Here is a 22,351-nt window from a genome sequence, read left to right as displayed (position 1 = left end):
GGATTAGCCGGCCTATAAGTGCCCCAAACTGGTGAATAGACGCAAGCACGCAAGCAGCAATCAACAACTGGATGATCACCAACCATCAGAGCAAGCTCCTTAAGATCATCGATAAAATCGGCTTAGGAGAAGAGAACAAGCTGAAGACTGAATCATTTCACCTCGTTTACTGAGCCATTTGGTCAGAAAAATCTGCTGATTCATTTTGAATTGATCCAAGCTGACTTTTCCCTTGTTGCTCAGCAACTCACCTCTTAAAGCCATGGTGTTGATCTTGTGGAGGTGTGCACCATCACGCTGCAGTTAAAGATTGCCTTAGGAACAAAAGACCCCCGAGGAACCAGGAGGTCTTTTCTCTCCCACACCCATAGGTGCTAGCGGTCAGGTTTTAGCTGCCGCCAACCCTTTGTCTGGCACTGGTTCTTGCTGAGAAGGCTGCAATTCGGCAATCTGCTTCTCGAGCTGATCAACAACTGAAAGATACTCTGCTCTGCGTGCTTCAAGACGAGCAACGCGCTGTGCGTTTTGACGCTCCTGAGCAGCCTTGTACGCAGAATCAGGGATCACAACAACGCGATCACGAGGAATGGTGTAGCCAAAGGGACCATTGAAGACTTCATCGAATCGTGAATACATGTCGTTCAGTTCAAGACCCCTACAGCATGACGCCATCAGAATTTCCGACCGAACCAAAAAGGTCGTAAGAACCAGGGCCGGTCGGCGATAGACATCACCACCTGAACGGCTCGTGTACGGTTTTTGCGAATCAAAATCCATCGATCAATCCATCGCATCTTTGAGGGAACCCCAGAGCTTCTTTGCTTGCGCAAGGTTTCAAAGCAAACGCTTCTCTCCTGTGATCTTGTTGATGACATAGAACCGCTACTCGCTTGGATCGCTGGTTTCGCCGTTGATCTGATCTTCAGCAATAAGAGGCCCGATCCAATTCTTCTCAGGTTGGGAGCAACTTTTATTGTTCTTGCTCTATCTAGTCATGTAAGCCCATCAGATGTGTGCAAGGCTTCTCTTATGCAACACGCTCTGAGTTGAGATGAATGCTGGCTATATCGCTCTTGGGATCTGTTTGCTTGTCTTCCTTGGCCTTCAGTTTTGGTGGGTAGGAATGACGATGAGAAATGGCCGTGGTGGGGCCAACGGATGGGGGAGAACAGGTCTTTTTGACTTCAGGTCTCAACAAGAGGTCAAACCAAAAGACAGCATCCAGAGCTACAAAATCAGAAAACAGTTAGAGGAAACCTTCTCTAAAAGCCCTTAAAGGCCCTCGAACACCTCGGTGGTGCACACTCCACCGGTCTTTCGATTTACGCAGATCAGATGTGTGCAAGGCTGCCGGTGTACAACAGGTGGTCTAAGTTTCAATACCCACTTGACCTGCTATGGAGACGAACGCTGCTTTAGCACTTCTTCTCTCTTTGCTTGTCTTATTTGGCCTTGGTTTTTGGTGGTTGTTCAGACTGACGATCAGGAAAGGTCCTGATCGGGCCAGCGAAGTGAGAAAAGCAGGAGGGCTCTTTAACTTCAGTTCTCAACAGAAGGGCAGCTCGCGGCGCAAGATCGCACCAAACGACGCAATCAAAGAGCGATTGGAAAAAACCTTCGCTGATAGCGCTTCACGAACGGAGGACTAAGACGCCTTAACCCTGAGGAGGGGTAGAACTCCTGCCACCGATCTTTCTTGCGCTGCTTCCATCGCTCACGCGGGTCATCCACGTGGGGATTGATCGTCTTGGTTTTCAGTAAGGCAGGCTCAGCCTTCATCGAGCGGCCTTGGACAACTCGATATCGCGATCGAGATCGCTAGGGCCAGCGCAATCCATGAATTGCAGAAACCACTAGCCCTTGGGGTCAGGCAACAAATACGGCGCGTCGCACCTCATCTCACGCATCATTGTCAGTCGCCCATCAAGATCTTGCCTTCGTCATACGTCTCTGGCGGGTCAGGAATGGGCTGTTCCTCTGGGTTTTGTGGGATGGCTTCTTCCATCCCTAAATCGATCTGCACGAAAAGAAGAGACAAAACGCCAATCAGTCATGCAGCCACTGCCAGTAGAGACCAATGGCGAAGGTCCATACAGCGATTAGGCAAGCACATGGACCTCTTCTACTGGATTTTGCCCTCACCCCTATTGAGCAAACGAATCAATCTCTTGATGGGGGTGGACAGGAGGGAATCAAACCAGTCATGATGAGAATGATTCCCATTCCCATTCCTGGTCTTGGTTCTCCGCCTATCGGCCGAGGCCACGGCTGGAGACTCAGGGGCCTTTCAGGGCGGCGGGTTGGACCAACCCCAAATGATGACCATGCGAATTCCACTCAATCAGCCAACAGCCTTGTTGTTACAACCATGAGCAAAACTTGGCTGATTTCGGGGCCTCCCGGCTGCGGCAAAACAACCTGGATCCTCAACACGATGCAGAGCCACCCAGGCTCTTGCGGATACCTGCGACTTGAGGGTTGCGCCGATGAAGGCCTTGAACAGGCCCCCGACACAGGAATAGATCTTGCCTTTCTCCAAGATCAGATTCCTCAACTGAGAGACCTCACTGATCCGCATCTAGACCTTGCATCCCAACCGGACGACTTGCTGGCATTGATCGAAGTTCCCCAGTTCCGCCCTCCCAAGGAGAGTGGTCTGATCGGGATCGATCCTCGCGTCAAAGCTCAGCTCGAAGCATTTCAGCTGCTCCCTGATCGCCATCTCCACTTCGGCCAAGAGCCTGAATTGCCGAAGCGAGACACCTTGGAATTCAGCAAGCTCGAATCCTGGACCATCAGCCTTCACAAATATGTCTGGGACCCCAGCAGCCTCAACAGCTTCTGGTTCGAACTTGTGAACGGTGCCTATGGCGATGTTTACCGAGCCAAGGCATTAATGAATCTGCCTGATGGTCGTGCATTTTTCTGCAACTGGATGATGACTCAGGACGGTTCACAGTTCCTGCCCCTGCAAGCAGTTGCACCACCAAATGGCCGCCCCACTCGAGTGTCTGAATTGGTGGTTCAAGGCAAAGCGCTCGATGCAGTCGGCGCTCAGTCGACGATCGACGACTGCCTGCTCAACGATGCCGTATTGGAGATGCATCAGGCACCTCTGCGGGATCGGCAACCAGAACTCACTCACTCACGCTGATTGTTATGGCTCATGCTGTGATTTCGTGTCTGCACGCCAACCTCGCTGCATTCGAGGCGGTGCTGGATGACATTGATCAACAAGGGATCGAGACGATCACCTGCCTTGGCGATTTAGTGGGCTACGGCCCCCAACCCAACGAAGTTGTGGAGCTGGTGCGAGAACGTGCCATACCCACTTGTCAGGGCTGCTGGGACGAGGACATCATCGATGGACTGAATGCATGCGAGTGCAGTTACCCATCTCAGCTGGCTGAACGGCGCGGACACCTGGCCCATCAGTGGACAGCCGAGCGGATGACTGATGAGAACAAGGCCTTTCTGGCCAGTCTGCCGACATCGTTACGTCGAGATCGGCTCCTGTTTGTGCACGGCAGCCCCAATAGCCAACACGAATATCTGCTGCCAAATATGGATGCCTTTGCAGCACTCGAAAGGGTGGAAACGGCAGGAGCCGAGACCCTTTTCTGTGGACACACTCATCAGCCTTATGTGCGTGAACTGCGGAATGGATCAATTCATGTGCGCCTGCAAAACGCCGGCAGCCACAGCGCAGGGGAACACGAGCTCAATTTGCCAATGCGTCGAATCGTCAATGCTGGCTCTGTGGGCGAGCCACGTCACGGGAGTACCAGCGCTACCTATGTGATTCACAACGATGCCACTGATGAGGTTGAGATCAAAGAGGTGAGCTATGACGTTGGGCGAACCTGTCAAGCCATTGTTGAAGCGGGGCTACCTCCAGTGTTCGCCTGGCGCTTGAGCCATGGCTTCGAATATGCCGAACAAGCAGAAGACGCCAGCCACGTGTGTGAACGCTGATGGATCGCTGGGCACTCGTAAGCGGTCTCCGCGGAGATTTGGAGGTTTATAACCTCATCCAGCGAGACTTAAAGAAAACCCGTGGGGTAGAGACCCTCTTTGTCTTGGGAGATCTGATTGGTCCTGATCTCAACTGCAACGCACTGTTGAACCGTCTGCAAAACCCTCATCGCAATGAATTAAAACCCCAATGCATCTATGGGTGGTGGGAAGAACAATTGCTTGCAGAGCGCGGGTTTCGTGGTGATCGAAATGCCGAAGCACTACGGCTCAACCAAGGAGAAGATGCTGTGCATGCACTTGTCAATGCTGTTGATTCTGCTCACTTGAACTGGCTGGCCTCTCTTCAATTCGGCTTCATTGAACTGGATTGTGGTCTCATCCATGGCAGCTCGGCGGACGTTGGCGACAACCTGACGCCTGAGAGCTCACCGTTAGTGCTCCTTGATCGCCTCACACGACTCGATGTGAACAGACTGTTCACTGCACGCAGCACTAAGCAATTTCGTCTTGAGTTAACAGGTGGAGGTATCGACTCACAAGTCAAGGATTTGGAGGGTCAACAGCAACATCAACAGACGGTTCCCAAACGGAGCGTGATCGGCATCGGCGCTGGCCCTCATTACACCCTGTACGACCCAGGCAGCGATCAAATCGACTTCCTCACTGCCGAAAGTCAAACGCCATCCAAGCATCGCGGTTTTGCTTGAACTAACCCTGCCCAACAGGACAAGTTAAAAGTTCAGTGAAAGACAGGAGCGCCTAAACCCTTGATGGCAATGGGGTTTAACACTCTCTTACGATCCAATGCTTAGAAAAGCGAAAGCTTCTCAACGCTCAAGCAGTTCCCCTTTGAAGCAATCATTGGCTCCTTTCCCTAAGCATTCCTTGTCTGCTAAAGCCACAATAGAAAAACCTGGAGCTATGAGCGGAGGAGGGCAGGTAGGCATTAGCTTTTTAACGACGCCCCCAATCTTCACTCCTATCCAATAACCCCTTACTGTCACTTGCAAGTAACTACTAGCTCAGACAAGAGAAAGGGGCCCGCAGGCCCCGTAGAACATGCTGTTGTATCCCAGCAAATATCGGCAGATGGGTCCCACTCCAGCTGCCGTTAGCGGTCACTCTTTTGTGGCCGCTAACTCTTTGTCTGGCTCAGCTGCTGGTAGGGCCGCTTGGAGTTCGCCGATCTGAAGGAAGACTGCTTAGGGTACCAATCTCATTCCAGTCTTCCAGTCATTTCTAGATGCTGAATGCGATAGCAAATTTTCTTCTCTTAAACAGAACAGCTATTAAATGAACCCCGCATTTTGCGGGGTCATGACTTGTTTGTTTGATGCTATTAAACAGCACTGCGAGGTGGAAGCTTGGCAAACAGATCTTTGTGCGCATCAACTACATCTTGACAGCTCATAACAGGGGTAAATTCCATCACAATTCCGAATTGAGCACGCCAGGGAGCGAAATGTGTGAACAGCTGCTTGTCGCTCTCTGCCCTGCACAGGATGACGACACGCCCTTCGCCTGGAGCATGAACACGGAAAAGGAGTTCAAAACCTTCAAATTTATCTTCCTTTGCCATGGCTCCACTTTCCCATAGTTCAATAAACTGGGCATAGGCGGCTTTCTGAAGCTCAACATCTTCGAACTGGGCATCACATAGAAAGAGCTGCATTGTCTGTGAGTCGAATGACTTTACTTTCTACATGAGTAAAAAGATGTTTTTACAGTTCGTCAGGGTATTAAGACTCAGCTCTCTACCAGACAGGACTGGCAGATGCAGGACTGGCAGATGCGCTTTTAAGTCTTCTTTTGTAGTCGCAAACCCAGCAGCTTTGGGAATAGCTACAACATCAGCCCCTTCTGCCTTTAACTCTTCCTGAAGTGAAGTGTCTTCTTGAACCTTTGCGATGAATGCCATCAGTTGTTCTTCTGACATTGGTTTAGAAATTGATTGTTGTTTATAAGTTAACGAGACTGAGGGACATCAACGACTGAACATCAAAAAGCCCCGCCATCGTGCGGGGCTTTTCTTATTTACTTTCTCTCCCTAGAGCGGTGGCGACTTTTTGTTTTTATCCTTCACCGCTATCCATAGATTCACTCAACCTCTTTAAAAACGCAGTGACATGGCTCAATGCCAACAGTGAGTTTGAGCACAAGCATCAAGAACATATCCATTTTCTCTGCAATTAGCACAAATAACTGACATGAAGAAGGGCACCCGCGTCGGATGCCCTCAAGTCCAGGACAGGTTTTCAGGGTTTCTACGTCCTCGGACTCCTGATCTAGGTCTAAGCAAGCAACAACAAGGCGTCAGTAGGAAGAATTACTCCTTTCGATCAAGCGTCTCTAAACGCCCCCGCACTACCCTTTCGCACCTCTCAGGGGCTGGATCGCACAAGCATTTTTTGCTGCTAAGAACACAAAAAAGAACAGCCCGAATCTGGATGGGGGATTGAGGTAGGCATTGCCTTTTTACCGGCAATCTCAATAGCCGGTTCTGTCCGTTGAACCCCTTGCGGTCACTTGTCAGCAACTGGCCAACTCAAACAAGAGAAAGGGGCCCGCAGGCCCCCTAGAACGTGCTGTTGTATCCCAGCAAATATCGGCAGATGGGTCCCACTCCAGCTGCCGTTAGCGATCACTCTTTTGTGGCCGCTAACTCTTTGTCTGGCTCAGCTGCTGGTAGTGCAGCTTGCAGTTCACTGATCTGCTCGTTAAGGCGCTCAATCACCTGAGAGTGATGCTCTTTGCGAGCTTCAAGTTTGGCAACTTGGCGCTCATTTTCTTGCGCACGCAGCTTGTTGTACTGCGAATCAGGGATCACAACAACGCGATCACGAGGAATGCTGTAGCCGAATGGAACGTCAAAGACGGAATCGAATAGTGAATACATGATTGTTCTCTTCAAGACCCCTACAGTTTGACTCCACCAGAATGTTCAACCGAACCAAAAAGGTCGTGAGAACCAGGGCCGGTTGGCGATAGACATCACGTTTTAAACGTCTCTGGTACGGTTTTCGCGACTAAAAATCCATCGATCAACAGATGGCACCTTCAAGCGTCTAGCAAAGAACTGTCGCTTAGACGGCGTTATGAAGTTCTGATTGAGGGTTTAGATGCTCATTGCGAAGATGTTGAGTAATAGCAAAGCCATACCCTTGAGTATCTAGAATTCATGAGCAAAGACAACTCTCGCCTCCTTAAGTTAAGAGTGTGGTAGCAAGCTCAGAAAGAGAACTGACGGTGGCGAGCCAACCCTCTGATCATTCAATAAGTCCATCTGCCTCCAGCTCCTCTCGATGCCTAAGGGCTTTCCTCAATTGGCCTGCAACAAAAGGAATGTGGAGTGCATACTTCTGAAGCTGAGCCCGCTCCTCGAGGCTGACAGATTCTCCAGTCGCTAAGCGATGGATGATTTCCTCAACACGTCTACGAGTGTCTGTTCTCAGGGTGCGAAAAACCATTTTTTACACAGCACTCGAAAGCGTTAACCCAATTTAGGTCAGTTTCTCAAGCCACTTGCAAGGAGAGGTGTAGCGCCACAGCTCCCTTGGTTCTGCAAATCGATTTGGCATCAAAAGGTTACCTGGCAATAGAAAATCTATGGATGGTTGCTAGCAAATAAGCACCATCTCGATATGCCTTTGCCATCCCATCGTCGTTGGCTCCCTGTCAGCTTCTTTGCTGCTTTTAGTGTCTTACCGATTGCGCTCGCAAATGAACCTGGGTTAAGCCCTACGGAAGTCGTTCGCCGCTACAGCCATACGGTGGCCTGCCAGATCTATGGGTCAACTCCTGGTTATCAGCAATACGCCACGGTCGAGCTTGAACCAGCTCACTCCCAGTACCCATCTGGCGTTTGGCTGGTGGGTTGGATAGGCGATCTGGGATGTATGGGGGGCTATGGCACCATTGGTCTACAAATCAATTTGGTCTCGCAGAACGGCTTTTCGAATAGAACCGTCAGCCCCGGTGGTGATTGACTCTCTACCCATGCCGGATCTCGCAATGAACGGCTTACGGGATCTCAGCTTCAAAGATGGAGTCGTGACCATTCGCGGAACGACGGGACGGGCGAATTTCGGCACCTTTCAGGAAGTCACTTCTCGCTACCGTTGGAATGGGATGTGGACTGGTGGAGGTCAGCCCAGGTTTGAACGATTGCCCTAGAGCATCACCCGCGGACGATCAATCAACTGCTATTGCCGCCTAGATGAACATCGCACCGAGACCTCTTGCTGTAGGTGGCTCCAAGTCTCAATCGCGTTACGGATCTTGGTGTGAAGCTGTCTGTGCTCTCAGGCGACGCAAGATTTAGCGATAAGTGAAATAACAGCTCTGAGGCTGTAGATGTTCGAGCAATTGATGGCAAAAGTGAGAGCAAAGCGCTTACTGCCGACTGGCTGCAGTTTTCACATCACACTGCGCTGCAATAGCCGGCAGTTCTTGATTGCCAAAGCCCTTAGGCGTGATGTGTTGTTGGCGGTACTTCAAAAGACCAAGCAGAAGTTTGCGGTGAAGGTTTATGGGCTCTGCCTGATGACTAACCATCTTCACTTGCTGGTTAAGCCAGAAGAAGCCAAGGATTTGCCGAGGCTGATGCACTGGTTCGCCTGGTACTCCGCCATGGCCCTAAACCGCTTGTGCGGGCGTTGCGCGCACTTCTGGGAGGCCAGGTATTTCTCAACGCCAATCCACCCCAAAGACCACAGAAGAGAGTTGAACACCTTGAGGTCTATCCATGCCAATCTCAAAGTGGCTGTTGTAAGAAAAGGCTTTGATGACCCCTATTCCAACTATGGCCACTACAGCCGGTTAAAAGCAGACTGAATCAGTGAATGGAGCCTTGCCTTTTTAAAGCTCTCGGCAACGCTTGATGGATCAAGAGTATTTCATAAGGATTAGATGGTAGGAATATGTCAACAGTAACTACTAGCTCAAACAAGAGAAAGGGGCCCGCAGGCCCCCTAGAACGTGCTGTTGTATCCCAGCAAATATCGGCAGATGGGTCCCACTCCAGCTGCCGTTAGCGATCACTCTTTTGTGGCCGCTAACTCTTTGTCTGGCTCAGCTGCTGGTAGTGCAGCTTGCAGTTCACTGATCTGCTCGTTAAGGCGCTCAATCACCTGAGAGTGATGCTCTTTGCGAGCTTCAAGTTTGGCAACTTGGCGCTCATTTTCTTGCGCACGCAGCTTGTTGTACTGCGAATCAGGGATCACAACAACGCGATCACGAGGAATGCTGTAGCCGAATGGAACGTCAAAGACGGAATCGAATAGTGAATACATGATTGTTCTCTTCAAGACCCCTACAGTTTGACTCCACCAGAATGTTCAACCGAACCAAAAAGGTCGTGAGAACCAGGGCCGGTTGGCGATAGACATCACGTTTTAAACGTCTCTGGTACGGTTTTCGCGACTAAAAATCCATCGATCAACAGATGGCACCTTCAAGCGTCTAGCAAAGAACTGTCGCTTAGACGGCGTTATGAAGTTCTGATTGAGGGTTTAGATGCTCATTGCGAAGATGTTGAGTAATAGCAAAGCCATACCCTTGAGTATCTAGAATTCATGAGCAAAGACAACTCTCGCCTCCTTAAGTTAAGAGTGTGGTAGCAAGCTCAGAAAGAGAACTGACGGTGGCGAGCCAACCCTCTGATCATTCAATAAGTCCATCTGCCTCCAGCTCCTCTCGATGCCTAAGGGCTTTCCTCAATTGGCCTGCAACAAAAGGAATGTGGAGTGCATACTTCTGAAGCTGAGCCCGCTCCTCGAGGCTGACAGATTCTCCAGTCGCTAAGCGATGGATGATTTCCTCAACACGTCTACGAGTGTCTGTTCTCAGGGTGCGAAAAACCATTTTTTACACAGCACTCGAAAGCGTTAACCCAATTTAGGTCAGTTTCTCAAGCCACTTGCAAGGAGAGGTGTAGCGCCACAGCTCCCTTGGTTCTGCAAATCGATTTGGCATCAAAAGGTTACCTGGCAATAGAAAATCTATGGATGGTTGCTAGCAAATAAGCACCATCTCGATATGCCTTTGCCATCCCATCGTCGTTGGCTCCCTGTCAGCTTCTTTGCTGCTTTTAGTGTCTTACCGATTGCGCTCGCAAATGAACCTGGGTTAAGCCCTACGGAAGTCGTTCGCCGCTACAGCCATACGGTGGCCTGCCAGATCTATGGGTCAACTCCTGGTTATCAGCAATACGCCACGGTCGAGCTTGAACCAGCTCACTCCCAGTACCCATCTGGCGTTTGGCTGGTGGGTTGGATAGGCGATCTGGGATGTATGGGGGGCTATGGCACCATTGGTCTACAAATCAATTTGGTCTCGCAGAACGGCTTTTCGAATAGAACCGTCAGCCCGGTGGTGATTGACTCTCTACCCATGCCGGATCTCGCAATGAACGGCTTACGGGATCTCAGCTTCAAAGATGGAGTCGTGACCATTCGCGGAACGACGGGACGGGCGAATTTCGGCACCTTTCAGGAAGTCACTTCTCGCTACCGTTGGAATGGGATGTGGACTGGTGGAGGTCAGCCCAGGTTTGAACGATTGCCCTAGAGCATCACCCGCGGACGATCAATCAACTGCTATTGCCGCCTAGATGAACATCGCACCGAGACCTCTTGCTGTAGGTGGCTCCAAGTCTCAATCGCGTTACGGATCTTGGTGTGAAGCTGTCTGTGCTCTCAGGCGACGCAAGATTTAGCGATAAGTGAAATAACAGCTCTGAGGCTGTAGATGTTCGAGCAATTGATGGCAAAAGTGAGAGCAAAGCGCTTACTGCCGACTGGCTGCAGTTTTCACATCACACTGCGCTGCAATAGCCGGCAGTTCTTGATTGCCAAAGCCCTTAGGCGTGATGTGTTGTTGGCGGTACTTCAAAAGACCAAGCAGAAGTTTGCGGTGAAGGTTTATGGGCTCTGCCTGATGACTAACCATCTTCACTTGCTGGTTAAGCCAGAAGAAGCCAAGGATTTGCCGAGGCTGATGCACTGGTTCGCCTGGTACTCCGCCATGGCCCTAAACCGCTTGTGCGGGCGTTGCGCGCACTTCTGGGAGGCCAGGTATTTCTCAACGCCAATCCACCCCAAAGACCACAGAAGAGAGTTGAACACCTTGAGGTCTATCCATGCCAATCTCAAAGTGGCTGTTGTAAGAAAAGGCTTTGATGACCCCTATTCCAACTATGGCCACTACAGCCGGTTAAAAGCAGACTGAATCAGTGAATGGAGCCTTGCCTTTTTAAAGCTCTCGGCAACGCTTGATGGATCAAGAGTATTTCATAAGGATTAGATGGTAGGAATATGTCAACAGTAACTACTAGCTCAAACAAGAGAAAGGGGCCCGCAGGCCCCCTAGAACGTGCTGTTGTATCCCAGCAAATATCGGCAGATGGGTCCCACTCCAGCTGCCGTTAGCGATCACTCTTTTGTGGCCGCTAACTCTTTGTCTGGCTCAGCTGCTGGTAGTGCAGCTTGCAGTTCACTGATCTGCTCGTTAAGGCGCTCAATCACCTGAGAGTGATGCTCTTTGCGAGCTTCAAGTTTGGCAACTTGGCGCTCATTTTCTTGCGCACGCAGCTTGTTGTACTGCGAATCAGGGATCACAACAACGCGATCACGAGGAATGCTGTAGCCGAATGGAACGTCAAAGACGGAATCGAATAGTGAATACATGATTGTTCTCTTCAAGACCCCTACAGTTTGACTCCACCAGAATGTTCAACCGAACCAAAAAGGTCGTGAGAACCAGGGCCGGTTGGCGATAGACATCACGTTTTAAACGTCTCTGGTACGGTTTTCGCGACTAAAAATCCATCGATCAACAGATGGCACCTTCAAGCGTCTAGCAAAGAACTGTCGCTTAGACGGCGTTATGAAGTTCTGATTGAGGGTTTAGATGCTCATTGCGAAGATGTTGAGTAATAGCAAAGCCATACCCTTGAGTATCTAGAATTCATGAGCAAAGACAACTCTCGCCTCCTTAAGTTAAGAGTGTGGTAGCAAGCTCAGAAAGAGAACTGACGGTGGCGAGCCAACCCTCTGATCATTCAATAAGTCCATCTGCCTCCAGCTCCTCTCGATGCCTAAGGGCTTTCCTCAATTGGCCTGCAACAAAAGGAATGTGGAGTGCATACTTCTGAAGCTGAGCCCGCTCCTCGAGGCTGACAGATTCTCCAGTCGCTAAGCGATGGATGATTTCCTCAACACGTCTACGAGTGTCTGTTCTCAGGGTGCGAAAAACCATTTTTTACACAGCACTCGAAAGCGTTAACCCAATTTAGGTCAGTTTTTAGGCGCTCTTAACGAGAGAGAGGTCTTGTTGCGCTGCCTCTGCGGTGTTTGCTACAGGGCTCGCTTCGTTCCGCCATGTAAGGAGAGACGAAGAAATAGTAGTTGCTCTGTAGAGACAATGAAGACTTCCTTAAAGAGTTGCCTTTGTCACAAGGTGGCTAAGGAAGCCCATGGTCCATGAGTTCATCTCTTTAGCTTGGGCTGATGTAAAACAGCTTTATGGCCGAAGGTTTTCCGGGTAAAAAGCAATCTCATGCGGTTGTCATCGGGGCCGGCTGGGCTGGCTGGGGTGCGGCTAAGGCGCTCTGCGAAGCGGGTGTTCGGGTGACCCTAATGGATGGGATGGAGGATCCAACCGGCAGCCAGCCTCTCACCACGCCAAGCGGTAAACCGTTCGAGGCAGGCACCCGGGGGTTCTGGAAGGATTATCCCAACATCAATGCCCTGACGGCAGAGCTCGGGCTCGGCTCGATCTTCACGGAGTTCACCACTAGTGCGTTCTGGTCACCCGAAGGCCTGGAGGCAACGGCTCCTGTCTTCGGTGACGCTCCGCTGTGGCCGAGTCCTCTGGGTCAGGTTGCTGCAACGATCAATAACTTCAAGCGCCTGCCTGTTGCTGATCGGCTCAGCATCGCCGGCCTGCTCTACGCCATGCTCGATCTGAACCGCAACGATGCGGTATACAGGAGTTACGACTCGATCGATGCGCTGACGCTGTTTAGACAGCTCAGGATCAGTGATCGCATGATCGATGATTTCCTGCGGCCCACGTTGCTGGTGGGGCTGTTCAAGCCGCCGGAGGAGCTGTCGGCCGCTGTCACGATGGAGCTCCTCTACTACTACGCCCTGGCGCATCAGGATTCCTTCGATGTGCGTTGGATCAGGTCGAAAAGCATCGCCGAACAGCTGATTTTGCCGCTCAGTGAGCGGCTGCAGGAGCAGCATCAGCTCGAGGTGCTGGGCGGCACCCTGGCCACCCGGCTGAACGTCTCGCCGGAGACTCAGGCCATCCGCTCGGTGGGAACCCGTTCCGTAACAAGCGGGAGCACCGGTTTAATCGAGGATGTCGATGCTGTGGTGATTGCGGTGAGTGCCAAAGGAATGGGTGCTTTGATGGCGCAATCCCCGGAGTGCGGCGCGCTGGCGCCGGAGCTTGTGCGTGCCGCCACGCTCGGATCGATCGATGTGGTGTCGATCCGTCTGTGGCTGGATCGCACCGTGCCGGTCGCCGATCCCGCCAATGTGTTCTCACGTTTCAGCTCACTAAGAGGCGCCGGAGCCACCTTCTTCATGTTGGATCAACTGCAGCGGGAGTCGGAGCAGGCGCTCTGGGGTGATCAGCCACCGCAGGGTTCGGTGATCGCCAGCGACTTCTACAACGCTTCGGCCATCGCCGAGCTGAGCGATCAGGAGATCATCGACTGCCTGATGCAGGATCTGCTGCCCATAGCGCAGCCTGCCTTCAGGGGGGCCAGGGTCGTGGATCAGGAGGTGCGGCGTTATCCGGGTTCGGTGTCTCTTTTCTCGCCGGGAAGTTTCAGCAAGCGGCCACCAATGGAGACGTCAGTGGCTTCGGTGGTCTGCGCCGGCGACTGGGTGAGGATGGGCGAGAAAGAACATGGTGCTAAAGGCCTTTGTCAGGAACGCGCCTACGTGTGTGGTCTGGAAGCGGGCAACTCACTGCTCAGGCGCGGGATCGTGAGGGGCGCCGACCTGCCCAGGACCCTGCAGCACTCTGTGATACCCATCCGCGCCGATGAACCGCAGGTGGTGCTCGGGCGTGCGCTTAACAAGCTGGTGATGGCCCCCCTCGAGGCCTTCGGGATCCAGTGGCCTTGGTTGGCTATCTAGCTGGCGATTCTCAAGGGATTGGCGATGAGGATTCAACAGGCTGAGATTCGTTCAGTATCAAGGCATCATGGCGCCGCTTTCAGCAACGGCTCGTACATCATGATCGCGTGATTTTCCACCAGTAGCTGTTCCGTCTCAACACCATCGGATGCTGTGCAGAGCCGATAGAGCTGATTATGCCTCGAATAGCCGCCCCAGATCTGCTGCTGGATCCTGTGATGACGCTCCTCGACGCTGTAGATGCAGTCGTAATCCTCATCACAGCTGAGTTCACCATGCAGATGGATGTCATCCAGCCATAGATGAATCGCGAAGCAATAGGGCGTGTTGTTGGTGATCTGCAGATCCACATAGTTGTACGCCAGCGTTGCTCCGGCACCAAAGGGAATAGTTCGATTCATATCCGGGAACACATCAAAACCATGCCTCCAGCGCTCTGAAATCGTGAGCGGACTGTGGGCCGCCATCCAGAACAGCAGATTTCCCAGCTGACAAAGGCCTCCTCCTGTCCCCCTGGACACCCTGCCCTGATTCAGCACCAGACCCTCTAGATAGCCCTTCCGTCTAGTAGGTCGTCCGACCAGCTTCCACACGGACATTGTTTCCCCCGGACGAATCAGGATTCGATCCAGTTGCGCAAGCGCTAGCTCCAGATTCCTGCGCTTGTTGTGCTGAAGCACCATATCCACATCCCTTAAAGGGCGCAGGATCAGAGACTGATGGCTGAATTTGCGGTGGCTTGTCGCCAGGACGTCGCGTGTTGTAGCCCATTGCCTGGAACCGAACAGCCAGTTGGCTTTGCGTCTGGCAATGTGATATTCCCGGCCCAACAGTTGTCGAACCCTGCTGCGGTGAATCGGTTTGGGAATTTCAAACATCGCTGAGCCCTGAGTTATCTCGTTTTGAACCGACCAGGCTCTTCATTCTGACAAGACTGGTCAAAGGCGAGGATGGCCAAAACGATCAGGTCTGCAAAGGAGCCATGGATATTATTTCCAATAAATTATAAAAAATGTCTGCCTTTTCACAACGCATCATTGACCTCATGAAAACGAGCAAAAATGATGTTCTCGAGCTGGAACTGAGTGAGATCAAGGCAGGGCAACCAGCGATTGGTCAGGACCAGGTTCTCTACAAGGTTGGGCGTTACGACGGCGTGAACTGGATTCTCGAGGATGGATATCCGGTGCAGGGACGAACATTCAGTGATGATGAAAAAATGTTTGATGATGTTGCCTACGCCAACGGCCAAAAGGTTGACAACGCAGTGATTGTCAGGTTTGACGACTCAACCCCCGGGAAATCCAGACAGCTACTACATTTATAACGAGAACTGGGAGAGAGTCGCACCCGGCACCGTGACCAACGGTATGAAAACAGTGGTGATCGGCCCCGACAAAAACCTTTGCCTGACCGATGGGCACCATACGCTGAACACTTTTCAAAGATGAAGCGAGGAGGATTCGAAGATTTCAAGATCAATCTAGTTGTGGAAGCCAATTACTCAAATCTGAAAGACAACAATGACAACGGCAGTTCCATGGATGAATTCTGGATAGAAATGGCCAACAGCGGCAACGCCTGGCTCAAGGTTCTCACTGAAAACGAACCGGATACCGTTATCTGAACGGTGTGAAGGGAGACCAGGATGAATACATGGTGCACTCCGTGGACCTGGACAGGTTCAAGGGTCAGCTGCCAGAAGAAATGAAACCGGAGGCCTTCATGAATGACCCCTATCGAGCCATCATGAATTTCACAAGAGGAATCGCATGGGAGGCGCCTGAAGGAACAAAAGTCGATGGATTATCCTTCCTTGAATTCTACTGGGCGGAAGAAATTCAGAATGCCTATGGCGATGGCAATAGCGCTCTTGATGTTCATACAGAGGCCTCTCCATACAACCTCTCCGATCTCGACAGTTTTGTCTCGGCAGTGCAGGAGATCTCCAATTGGATCATCAATCTTGAGCCAGATACCATCATCGGCACCAGTGGTTTTACAGCCAGGGAGATGGGCCAGAAACCAGAGATCGATGAATGGAAATTAAACAGCCTGATCGATTCCGGCAAGACGCTTGAAGCCTCATCATCCGATGGAAAAGACGCCGTCGATGTGCCCAGTTTCGGAAAACTCGGCTACGCCTGGGCGCAACGAAACGGAGGAAGCGAAGGCAACGACAGGCTCACGGGCCTTCCCGGACCAGACCTCTTCGTACTGTCACCCGGAAACGATGTGATAACAGATTTCCGCATCGGCGAGGATTCCATCAGCGTTGCGGGAACTCCTGACCTGCGCTTCAGACAGACAGGAGAGGGACTGTTGATCCGTGCCGGAGATGACATCCGCACCCTGCTTCTGAATGTGCACAGGGATGCGTTCCTGGCTCATGAACCGGCCCATCTGCATATCATTCCAGCCCAGTACGACAACCTGATCTGATTATTCGCTGCAGTTCCGAGTAGATGATTCAGGGCCGGAAGCACACGTCGTCCTGATGTCGTCGTCCACCTGAACGGTCTGCCGGTTGTTGTTTTGGAACTGAAGGACCACGCCGATGAGAAGGTAGACGTCTGGGCAGCGTTAACCAACTTCAGACCTACAAGGACAACATCCCAGACCTGTTCACCTCCAACGTGCTGATGTTGATCAGTGATGGCACCTATGCCAGTGTTGGGTCGTTGTCTGCTTCAATGGAGCGTTCCCAGGAGCTTGCTCTCACTGGTGTCATCAGCAGAATTCCCGCGCATGAATAGGCGGCTCTGATCAAGCCGGCTAGCACGCCGGTTATGCACAGCAGAGCAGTAGCCATGGGGAAAGAGGCGCTTCGTGCAATGAGGATTCATGCATTTGTCTTGCCCTCCCCCAGATCGGGGAGGGTTGGTGAATATTCAGTGAGAAAGAGGCGATGTCAGCTAAAGCTTCCCCAGGAGCCTCTGAGGTTCCAACTGGGCTAGGACCTTGCATCACTACTTGCAATAGAGGTTAGCTATAAACCTTTGCAATCAATGGGCCTGCCTGATCATCTGTGAAGACGGGAGTCACGTCCCAGTCAAGGAACTCAGCCCACTCAGCGGCATGCTCATAGCAGACTCCAGCGTCGTTGGTTTCGACAATGATCCAGCCTTGTACAGAGCCTGGTGCGTGAAAGCGCTGCCAAGACTTGCACTCAGGCATCGGGGCACCTGTTGCAAGGAACTGACGGGCTGCTTTCTCGTGATAGCCAGTTTTAAAGCTCCAATGCATCAGAAAGGTCATGTCAAACAAAAAAAGCATCAGCTTTCTAGACGATTTACATCAAAGGTGATGTCACCCAAGTAACAGTTTCAGGAAACGACTACTTACCCATGGCTCTCCTTAATTTTGCTGCTTCATCCATACCTTCCATGATCGTGAAGGTTGCATTCTCTGTGGCTGCGTTACGTATTTTGCTTAGCTCTTGATACTCAGCTGATTCATAAGCATCGACTGCCGCTCTCATTGAAGGGAACTCACAAATAACTGCCAAGTTCGCTCCTTCTGTCTTCTCTTTCCCTTGAGGTTCTGTGTCTTTAGCAAAAACCACTCCACCAACTTCTTTGAGCCAAGGTCCAACCTTCTCAACGTACTCAGCAAATAAAGCTGGATTGGTGACTGTTGAAGTGCTGATCCAATAACCCTTAGCGCCTTTCTTGTCCATGCATAGCTTCTAGAAACCCCTAGAGCATCGCACTTTATTCGTGTATTGGGTTTGTCACCAATTTTGTAGTGGGTCCCAATAGGGAAAAGGTCTCAACAGATAAGAGCTGGTGTCGAGGCTGGAGTGACAACTGTCGAGTCAGCGCCTGAGGCCCCTCAACAGCCACTGGAGAGCGGAGGCCCCTCGACTGGCAGCTTCGGGAGGCATTCTGTCTTTATCGAGCTTCGTCGTCTTCCGGAGGTATTGGAGGAGGAATTGTGCCTGAGCCTTCTAACGCGTCTCCGACCAGAGCAATCTCTTGAGGAGTACTCGGCAGGTGGAAAACACCAGAAAGCAGATCACACGCACGATCCCTCAAGGTGTCGTCACCAGTTTCTTCGCTAAATCGGACAGTCTCTTTGATCAGTTGGATCAACTCATCGTCAACCTGTTCGGCCGCCTGCCAGCGTTCGAACAGCTCAGCGAAGTCGGTCTCATTCATCGTCATGACCTTCTGAAATTTCGAAGGGGATCCCTGCTGCCTTCATCTCCATCTCTTGCGTGAGAAGAGGTTCTTGATTAGAGAGGTTCTCAATGGGGTCTTCAAATAGTATCTGCGCTTTAAAGATGTTCTCGGCCGTAGTTCCTTAGACCGCCCCATCGAAGTGATCAAAGCTCGCCAGAGGAAGGAAGAGCTCGCCTTGCTGAAAACCAGATCGATGGATCCCGATGTGGATGACACAAGGGAGCGATGGAAAAGACTGCAAAAAGTTGGCTGGAGGGCCAAGTGAGCCCAGTGGTGAGGGTCGTTTCAACCCCTCTGCCCCTAGACCAGTGGTGGAAAGTTAGGCCCTTGGTTTTTGTGCGAGAAGTTCTTTCAAAATCTCCTTTTGCTTAGCGGCAGCGAGCCTGTAGCCCCTTTCGAGATCTGTTTCTGTGGGTTCCTCCTTGGGAGCATCTTTTTTGTTTCGACGACCGAACATCCCAGTTATGGACTTACTGAGCATTTAGGAGCTGGAAGGCTTGCTCAGCTGATGGTCTCACATGGCCAGCGATGGCAAGAACAGGCGTAAACGTGCGCAGCATGAGAAGAAATAGCTCGAGAACCTTATTGCTGAATTTCAAGACAACGGCGAGCTATAGGAGCCAAGCGCGGAGCAGTTCTAGGTGCTCGATGAGTTCATAGCAGAGAAGCCTCCAGGTTTGAACCTTGCTCAAGCCATGCAACTCTTGTATTCCCTTGACGATGCACCTATTGATCGATGGATTTTGATTCGCGAAAACCGTATCAGGGCCGGTCGGCGATAGACATCCCATCATGAACGTCTCTAGTACGGTTTTCGCGAATTAAAATCCATCGTCTCCTCAAGCTCTAACCACAGCGTCTTTGCTAACCAAGATTCAACGCTTACCTCTTCGACTCGCTGTTGTTCCCCTCCTCAGCAAGAGGAGCTTCGAGCCGTTTCTTTGCTCTTTGTACTGTTCGCTTCCTGTTCGTGCCTCTTGTGGCCATGCTGAATACAGCAAACGTTTGTCAGTTCTCCGGTATGGAATTGAACGGTGGATATGTAGGCCTTGCGATCATTTGCCTCTATTTCGCTATCTGGCCGTTTTTTGGGATCGCCAAAGAACTGGGGTGGTTCAGAGCAACAAAGGAGGTCAGGCTTTCACAGGAAATCAGCCTAGACACTGAATCAGGACGCGATCACAGCCCAATCAGTCGGGATGATTCATTCAAACGGAATCTGGAGAAGACCTTCGCGCATAGCCCTTCACAGGTCTCAGATGATTGGAGGCCATTACCAGGAGGGTGACAAGACCCTTACTACTAGTGGGATGCCGTGGCCATCCAGCCCTCTTCTTGGTGTCTTTTTCGATAGCTCCCTGGCCTCATCCACTTGCAGGTAGATCCTCTTGGTTTTTTGGAGGGCCGGCACGCCTTTCATCGGCCGGCCTGTGATCACTTCGATCTGGCGATCTAGAGAGCTACAGCCGAGAACATCTTTAAAACGTAGATACCAATAACCCTTTGAGTCAGATCAACAGTGCGTCTTGCCATTCCTGAACGCCCTTAGCGTCGAGGCCTACGCGTCAATGCCTATGTACTACTGAAACCCAGCGCTAAAGATGCTCTTCGCTTCTACGTCCCTGACGTTTCTCAACAAAGGAGCTAAGACAAGAAGAGACTTGTCAGAACCTATGGAGGACAACCTTGTTCAGAAAGAATTGCTTTATCTATTCGGTGGGATCGTTGCTATTGGTGCTGCTGGCTTCCTGGCCTGGTTCCGTTCGGGCAGGAGAGGCGACGGCTGATGGTGAATCGGAGGAGATGGCACAGGCGCAGGCGCAGCGAAAAGTCCCTCAAGGTAAAACTGTCACTGACATGTCGTGCATAACAATTGCTGTTGCCATGAGCACGCGCTATCGCTGCACGGCCACTTGGGCTGATTGAACGTCCAAATGAAACCCCTGGCACTTGGTGTGATCTCATCACTTGTTTTGGGCAGTCAATCACTGAAACCCTTTCGTGTTCTTGGGAACAAATTGTTTTTGCTTCGGTTTCTTGTCGGCTTTCTTGTCCCTTTGAAGCCAGACAGCTAGACCACCACCACCAATAACACCGAGTGCAACCAGCAGATAGCGCAAATTCTCGCCTGCTTGAACAGCGGTGTCTTCCATAGTTTTCGAGGTGTCTCCTGTTGTCCTAGCTCTTTTAGGGGCGGAGAAGCACTTGGAACACTTACCCAGTTACATCAAACCCATGAGGCCGAGCAAGTCTTTTGAGCTGAACATTATGAGGTTGGGCCGTCAATCAGCGGTCCTCACCGTTCCCTCCAAAACGCCAGGCAAAGAAGGCAGTAGCATCAACAACAATTATCCCAATCTCAGATAGATAGAGCCTCAATAGTTGAGGTGGCAAAGTTTTTTAGGCGGATTGTCTAGTCCTAACTCCTTTGTTGAGAAACTTCAGGGGCGTGGAAGAGGGTCACCCCTTGGCAATGGGGCTTAATAGGGGATAGGCACTACCGAAAGGCCCCTGATGGTGAGGGGTGTGGCATGGCCAACTTTTAACAGATGAACCAAAGCCGAATTGGGAACGCCAAGTTCACCTGCAATGCGTTCAGCTGTAACTGCTGCGGAGTGCTAGCAGAAGGGAGGGGCGACTCCTTGTATGGAGTTCCCTTCGATAAGCGGCGAGTTGCGGCAATACTTAGCTCCTAGTCTGATGTCTAAGAAGCTACGGCAGGTCATTCGACCTCTCTATCTCAGCAAACTGATCTGGATCGGCTGGTCTCCAGAACCTTCAGATAAAGCTGCTCGTCAATTTCTCGGATGTCGTACTCCGTTGGCTTTACTCCGTGAGCATGCTCATGAACCACCATCCAGCAGCTGCGCTCCAACTCCCCGCCTGCACTTGCCGAAAGCTCTAAAGCCTTAGTGACAAGAGCGTCTAAAACTGCCGGGTCTGGTTCTGTCAATTCCAGCTCTCGATTAGCACACATCATCATGCTGAGCAGGCAGAAATACACCAAGGCTTAGCGACAGCGAGAAGACTTCCTGGCATGAAAAAAGGCCCCGCCCTCAGGGTCTTGATCCAGTAACTCCCTGATGTTGACACGTCTAAGGACAGCTTTGATCAGATCCCGATATGTCATCAAAACCAGGCCGGCTGATTTTGATGGGCTGCCTCGAAGGCTCATAGTGGATCACCAGCACGCAAGAAAAGGACGGCCCCAGCGAGTACCAGTACCGCTCATCCACGCTGTGTGAGGAGTGTCGTAGCTCTATTCTGCTTCTCCAAAAAACCTTCCTTTGAAGCAGAACAGGTACAAGCACTCATCCCTTAACAGTGATGGATGTTGCTAAAGCGTGTGTCGAAAGGACAGGGCCTCCTCCGGGGGGCTTTTTATTGGCCTTTTTTGGACAGGGCCATGTAGTTGGTCATGTTGGTGAGCTTGTCTTCCAGCCTTTGCTTGAGCGTGTCGTGAGCTGAAATGACATTCTTGAGTAGAACTCGCATCTCCTCAATGTCATCTAGTGAATCGACCTGAGAACGTGCGCTCTCGATCGTGCCTTGTGAGGCCTTCTCAAGCCCCAACCAATTCCTCAACACTGCATCACCCCTTGATGTATCAAATGTAGCTGTGAACACAAGAGGCAAGGTGTGACACCTCGACCCGCAATGGTTAAACCGCTCACCCTTTGGTGTCCGGCTTCGCACAAGAGGGCAGATCGCGACCCTCCCAGGACACTCGAGGAACTTCTGGATCAGTCCATAGCCTTTGCTCAGGACGAGAAATTAACAAGAACCCAAGCCATCCATCGGCCTCATCATTCCGATGATGGTCCATAAGGGTCACGTCTACAAGTCAGCCTTTTATTTTGTTCACGGTGAAAACGCCTTCAAGGTGATGGCTGGCGAGATTGATGACGGCAAGTGGCTCCGATTTCTGGTTTGACTAGTTTTAAAAAAGCGAAGATCTGCACGCCCCACGCCAGGGCCTTTTTTATGAGGTTTCTAAAGAATTAACTGCAAAATCGGTGACAGATCCAAGGTACT

The 22,351-nt window shown here is 51.4% G+C and carries 33 protein-coding genes and 3 pseudogenes; 17 read left to right on the top strand and 19 right to left on the bottom strand.

All coding sequences use genetic code 11. The features are described 5' to 3' along the window. Window positions 1–381: 381 nt before the first annotated feature. Window positions 382–777, bottom strand: coding sequence for a hypothetical protein (locus AKG35_RS05165; protein WP_011130344.1), 396 nt, complete (start codon window positions 775–777; stop codon window positions 382–384). An 816-nt stretch (window positions 778–1,593) separates the two neighbouring features. Then, window positions 1,594–1,779: a hypothetical protein gene (locus AKG35_RS13405; protein ID WP_197524601.1), complete on the bottom strand. Its 186-nt coding sequence runs from the start codon at window positions 1,777–1,779 to the stop codon at window positions 1,594–1,596. A 589-nt stretch (window positions 1,780–2,368) separates the two neighbouring features. On the opposite strand from AKG35_RS13405, the gene AKG35_RS05145 reads away from it, so the two are divergent. From AKG35_RS05145 to AKG35_RS13630, 4 genes are all read left to right on the top strand, one after another. Beyond that, a complete protein-coding gene (locus AKG35_RS05145) occupies window positions 2,369–3,154 on the top strand; it encodes a GTP-binding protein (protein WP_041385051.1) in 786 nt (261 codons plus the stop codon). A 5-nt stretch (window positions 3,155–3,159) separates the two neighbouring features. Then, entirely contained in the window at window positions 3,160–3,975 is an 816-nt protein-coding gene (locus tag AKG35_RS05140) for a metallophosphoesterase family protein (RefSeq protein WP_011130339.1), read from the top strand. Beyond that, complete coding sequence (locus AKG35_RS05135; protein ID WP_011130338.1) at window positions 3,975–4,685, top strand: hypothetical protein; 711 nt, start codon at window positions 3,975–3,977, stop codon at window positions 4,683–4,685. The genes AKG35_RS05140 and AKG35_RS05135 overlap by 1 nt, the downstream gene beginning before the upstream one ends. A 352-nt stretch (window positions 4,686–5,037) precedes the next feature. After that, a complete protein-coding gene (locus AKG35_RS13630; RefSeq protein ID WP_268869578.1) occupies window positions 5,038–5,169 on the top strand; it encodes a hypothetical protein in 132 nt (43 codons plus the stop codon). A gap of 148 nt (window positions 5,170–5,317) precedes the next feature. On the opposite strand, the gene AKG35_RS05130 is transcribed toward AKG35_RS13630, so the two are convergent. The 4 genes from AKG35_RS05130 to AKG35_RS05115 form a co-directional block, all read right to left on the bottom strand. Further along, window positions 5,318–5,650: a DUF3303 domain-containing protein gene (locus AKG35_RS05130; protein ID WP_011130337.1), complete on the bottom strand. Its 333-nt coding sequence runs from the start codon at window positions 5,648–5,650 to the stop codon at window positions 5,318–5,320. A 27-nt stretch (window positions 5,651–5,677) separates the two neighbouring features. Next, window positions 5,678–5,914, bottom strand: coding sequence for a Nif11-like leader peptide family RiPP precursor (locus AKG35_RS13765; protein WP_041384412.1), 237 nt, complete (start codon window positions 5,912–5,914; stop codon window positions 5,678–5,680). A 705-nt stretch (window positions 5,915–6,619) separates the two neighbouring features. Further along, on the bottom strand, window positions 6,620–6,874 hold the full coding sequence (locus AKG35_RS05120) for a guanylate-binding protein (RefSeq protein ID WP_011130332.1): 255 nt from the start codon (window positions 6,872–6,874) through the stop codon (window positions 6,620–6,622). Window positions 6,875–7,244: 370 nt separating this feature from the next. Beyond that, window positions 7,245–7,445, bottom strand: a complete 201-nt coding sequence (locus AKG35_RS05115; RefSeq protein WP_041384410.1) for a hypothetical protein — start codon at window positions 7,443–7,445, stop codon at window positions 7,245–7,247. 174 nt (window positions 7,446–7,619) lie between these two features. Here AKG35_RS05115 and AKG35_RS13495 point away from each other — a divergent pair, with 174 nt between their 5' ends. The 3 genes and pseudogenes from AKG35_RS13495 to AKG35_RS05105 form a co-directional block, all read left to right on the top strand. Further along, window positions 7,620–7,964, top strand: a complete 345-nt coding sequence (locus AKG35_RS13495; RefSeq protein WP_011130335.1) for a hypothetical protein — start codon at window positions 7,620–7,622, stop codon at window positions 7,962–7,964. Beyond that, window positions 7,957–8,151, top strand: a complete 195-nt coding sequence (locus tag AKG35_RS13490) for a hypothetical protein (protein ID WP_236069675.1) — start codon at window positions 7,957–7,959, stop codon at window positions 8,149–8,151. Before AKG35_RS13495 ends, AKG35_RS13490 begins: the two co-directional genes overlap by 8 nt. Before the next feature lie 180 nt (window positions 8,152–8,331). After that, a pseudogene (locus AKG35_RS05105) lies at window positions 8,332–8,808 on the top strand (transposase); the annotation flags it as partial. A gap of 206 nt (window positions 8,809–9,014) precedes the next feature. Here AKG35_RS05105 and AKG35_RS05100 read toward each other — a convergent pair. Further along, the gene (locus tag AKG35_RS05100) at window positions 9,015–9,269 is read right to left on the bottom strand and encodes a guanylate-binding protein (protein WP_011130332.1); all 255 of its coding nucleotides are present in this window, start codon (window positions 9,267–9,269) and stop codon (window positions 9,015–9,017) included. A gap of 370 nt (window positions 9,270–9,639) precedes the next feature. After that, on the bottom strand, window positions 9,640–9,840 hold the full coding sequence (locus AKG35_RS05095; protein WP_041384410.1) for a hypothetical protein: 201 nt from the start codon (window positions 9,838–9,840) through the stop codon (window positions 9,640–9,642). 174 nt (window positions 9,841–10,014) lie between these two features. On the opposite strand from AKG35_RS05095, the gene AKG35_RS05090 reads away from it, so the two are divergent. Beyond that, window positions 10,015–10,545 (top strand): flagella basal body rod protein, encoded by a 531-nt coding sequence (locus AKG35_RS05090; protein ID WP_011130334.1) that lies wholly within the window; start codon window positions 10,015–10,017, stop codon window positions 10,543–10,545. A gap of 180 nt (window positions 10,546–10,725) precedes the next feature. After that, window positions 10,726–11,202 (top strand): annotated as a pseudogene (locus AKG35_RS05085) (transposase); the annotation flags it as partial. Window positions 11,203–11,408: 206 nt separating this feature from the next. Here the strand turns inward: AKG35_RS05085 and AKG35_RS05080 are convergent. Continuing rightward, window positions 11,409–11,663, bottom strand: coding sequence for a guanylate-binding protein (locus AKG35_RS05080; protein WP_011130332.1), 255 nt, complete (start codon window positions 11,661–11,663; stop codon window positions 11,409–11,411). A gap of 370 nt (window positions 11,664–12,033) precedes the next feature. Continuing rightward, entirely contained in the window at window positions 12,034–12,234 is a 201-nt protein-coding gene (locus AKG35_RS05075) for a hypothetical protein (RefSeq protein ID WP_041384410.1), read from the bottom strand. 266 nt (window positions 12,235–12,500) lie between these two features. Between AKG35_RS05075 and AKG35_RS05070 the strand changes: the two genes are divergently transcribed. Then, window positions 12,501–14,132, top strand: coding sequence for a hydroxysqualene dehydroxylase (locus tag AKG35_RS05070; RefSeq protein WP_011130331.1), 1,632 nt, complete (start codon window positions 12,501–12,503; stop codon window positions 14,130–14,132). A 65-nt stretch (window positions 14,133–14,197) separates the two neighbouring features. Here the strand turns inward: AKG35_RS05070 and AKG35_RS05065 are convergent, their stop codons facing one another. Next, window positions 14,198–15,010, bottom strand: coding sequence for a VanW family protein (locus AKG35_RS05065; protein WP_011130330.1), 813 nt, complete (start codon window positions 15,008–15,010; stop codon window positions 14,198–14,200). 167 nt (window positions 15,011–15,177) lie between these two features. On the opposite strand from AKG35_RS05065, the gene AKG35_RS05060 reads away from it, so the two are divergent. From AKG35_RS05060 to AKG35_RS13400, 4 genes are all read left to right on the top strand, one after another. After that, complete coding sequence (locus AKG35_RS05060; protein ID WP_157859830.1) at window positions 15,178–15,459, top strand: hypothetical protein; 282 nt, start codon at window positions 15,178–15,180, stop codon at window positions 15,457–15,459. Between the two features lie 120 nt (window positions 15,460–15,579). After that, entirely contained in the window at window positions 15,580–15,759 is a 180-nt protein-coding gene (locus AKG35_RS05055) for a hypothetical protein (RefSeq protein ID WP_041384409.1), read from the top strand. Window positions 15,760–15,800: 41 nt separating this feature from the next. Beyond that, the gene (locus AKG35_RS05050; protein WP_162009612.1) at window positions 15,801–16,574 is read left to right on the top strand and encodes a hypothetical protein; all 774 of its coding nucleotides are present in this window, start codon (window positions 15,801–15,803) and stop codon (window positions 16,572–16,574) included. 93 nt (window positions 16,575–16,667) lie between these two features. Next, window positions 16,668–16,775: a hypothetical protein gene (locus tag AKG35_RS13400; protein ID WP_236069674.1), complete on the top strand. Its 108-nt coding sequence runs from the start codon at window positions 16,668–16,670 to the stop codon at window positions 16,773–16,775. 19 nt (window positions 16,776–16,794) lie between these two features. Here the strand turns inward: AKG35_RS13400 and AKG35_RS13395 are convergent, their stop codons facing one another. From AKG35_RS13395 to AKG35_RS05035, 4 genes are all read right to left on the bottom strand, one after another. Beyond that, a complete protein-coding gene (locus AKG35_RS13395) occupies window positions 16,795–16,944 on the bottom strand; it encodes a hypothetical protein (protein WP_197524600.1) in 150 nt (49 codons plus the stop codon). Window positions 16,945–17,117: 173 nt separating this feature from the next. After that, a complete protein-coding gene (locus AKG35_RS05045; RefSeq protein ID WP_041385049.1) occupies window positions 17,118–17,390 on the bottom strand; it encodes a DUF3303 domain-containing protein in 273 nt (90 codons plus the stop codon). A gap of 79 nt (window positions 17,391–17,469) precedes the next feature. Continuing rightward, window positions 17,470–17,811 carry a DUF1330 domain-containing protein gene (locus AKG35_RS05040; RefSeq protein ID WP_011130326.1) on the bottom strand — a complete coding sequence of 114 codons (342 nt, stop codon included), beginning with the start codon at window positions 17,809–17,811 and terminating at the stop codon, window positions 17,470–17,472. 214 nt (window positions 17,812–18,025) lie between these two features. Then, window positions 18,026–18,298 (bottom strand): hypothetical protein, encoded by a 273-nt coding sequence (locus tag AKG35_RS05035; protein WP_011130325.1) that lies wholly within the window; start codon window positions 18,296–18,298, stop codon window positions 18,026–18,028. A gap of 106 nt (window positions 18,299–18,404) precedes the next feature. Here AKG35_RS05035 and AKG35_RS12315 point away from each other — a divergent pair, with 106 nt between their 5' ends. Beyond that, window positions 18,405–18,581: a DUF1651 domain-containing protein gene (locus tag AKG35_RS12315; protein ID WP_157859946.1), complete on the top strand. Its 177-nt coding sequence runs from the start codon at window positions 18,405–18,407 to the stop codon at window positions 18,579–18,581. A 636-nt stretch (window positions 18,582–19,217) separates the two neighbouring features. Beyond that, complete coding sequence (locus AKG35_RS05030) at window positions 19,218–19,604, top strand: hypothetical protein (protein ID WP_011130324.1); 387 nt, start codon at window positions 19,218–19,220, stop codon at window positions 19,602–19,604. Here AKG35_RS05030 and AKG35_RS13485 read toward each other — a convergent pair. Continuing rightward, window positions 19,590–19,766 (bottom strand): annotated as a pseudogene (locus AKG35_RS13485) (hypothetical protein); the annotation flags it as partial. The gene AKG35_RS05030 and the pseudogene AKG35_RS13485 overlap by 15 nt on opposite strands. A gap of 266 nt (window positions 19,767–20,032) precedes the next feature. Between AKG35_RS13485 and AKG35_RS13190 the strand changes: the two are divergent. Continuing rightward, a complete protein-coding gene (locus AKG35_RS13190; protein WP_063394952.1) occupies window positions 20,033–20,242 on the top strand; it encodes a hypothetical protein in 210 nt (69 codons plus the stop codon). Window positions 20,243–20,301: 59 nt separating this feature from the next. On the opposite strand, the gene AKG35_RS12840 is transcribed toward AKG35_RS13190, so the two are convergent. The 3 genes from AKG35_RS12840 to AKG35_RS05015 form a co-directional block, all read right to left on the bottom strand. Continuing rightward, entirely contained in the window at window positions 20,302–20,469 is a 168-nt protein-coding gene (locus AKG35_RS12840; protein ID WP_157859828.1) for a hypothetical protein, read from the bottom strand. 587 nt (window positions 20,470–21,056) lie between these two features. Continuing rightward, complete coding sequence (locus AKG35_RS05020; RefSeq protein ID WP_052646222.1) at window positions 21,057–21,299, bottom strand: hypothetical protein; 243 nt, start codon at window positions 21,297–21,299, stop codon at window positions 21,057–21,059. A 398-nt stretch (window positions 21,300–21,697) separates the two neighbouring features. Next, complete coding sequence (locus AKG35_RS05015) at window positions 21,698–21,943, bottom strand: hypothetical protein (RefSeq protein ID WP_236069698.1); 246 nt, start codon at window positions 21,941–21,943, stop codon at window positions 21,698–21,700. Window positions 21,944–22,351: the final 408 nt, after the last annotated feature.

It is taken from the genome of Prochlorococcus marinus str. MIT 9313 (genome assembly GCF_000011485.1).
GTDB lineage: Bacteria > Cyanobacteriota > Cyanobacteriia > PCC-6307 > Cyanobiaceae > Prochlorococcus > Prochlorococcus marinus_D.
The sequence above is the reverse complement of the archived record's forward strand: the minus strand, read 5'-3'. Positions and strand labels throughout refer to the sequence as shown.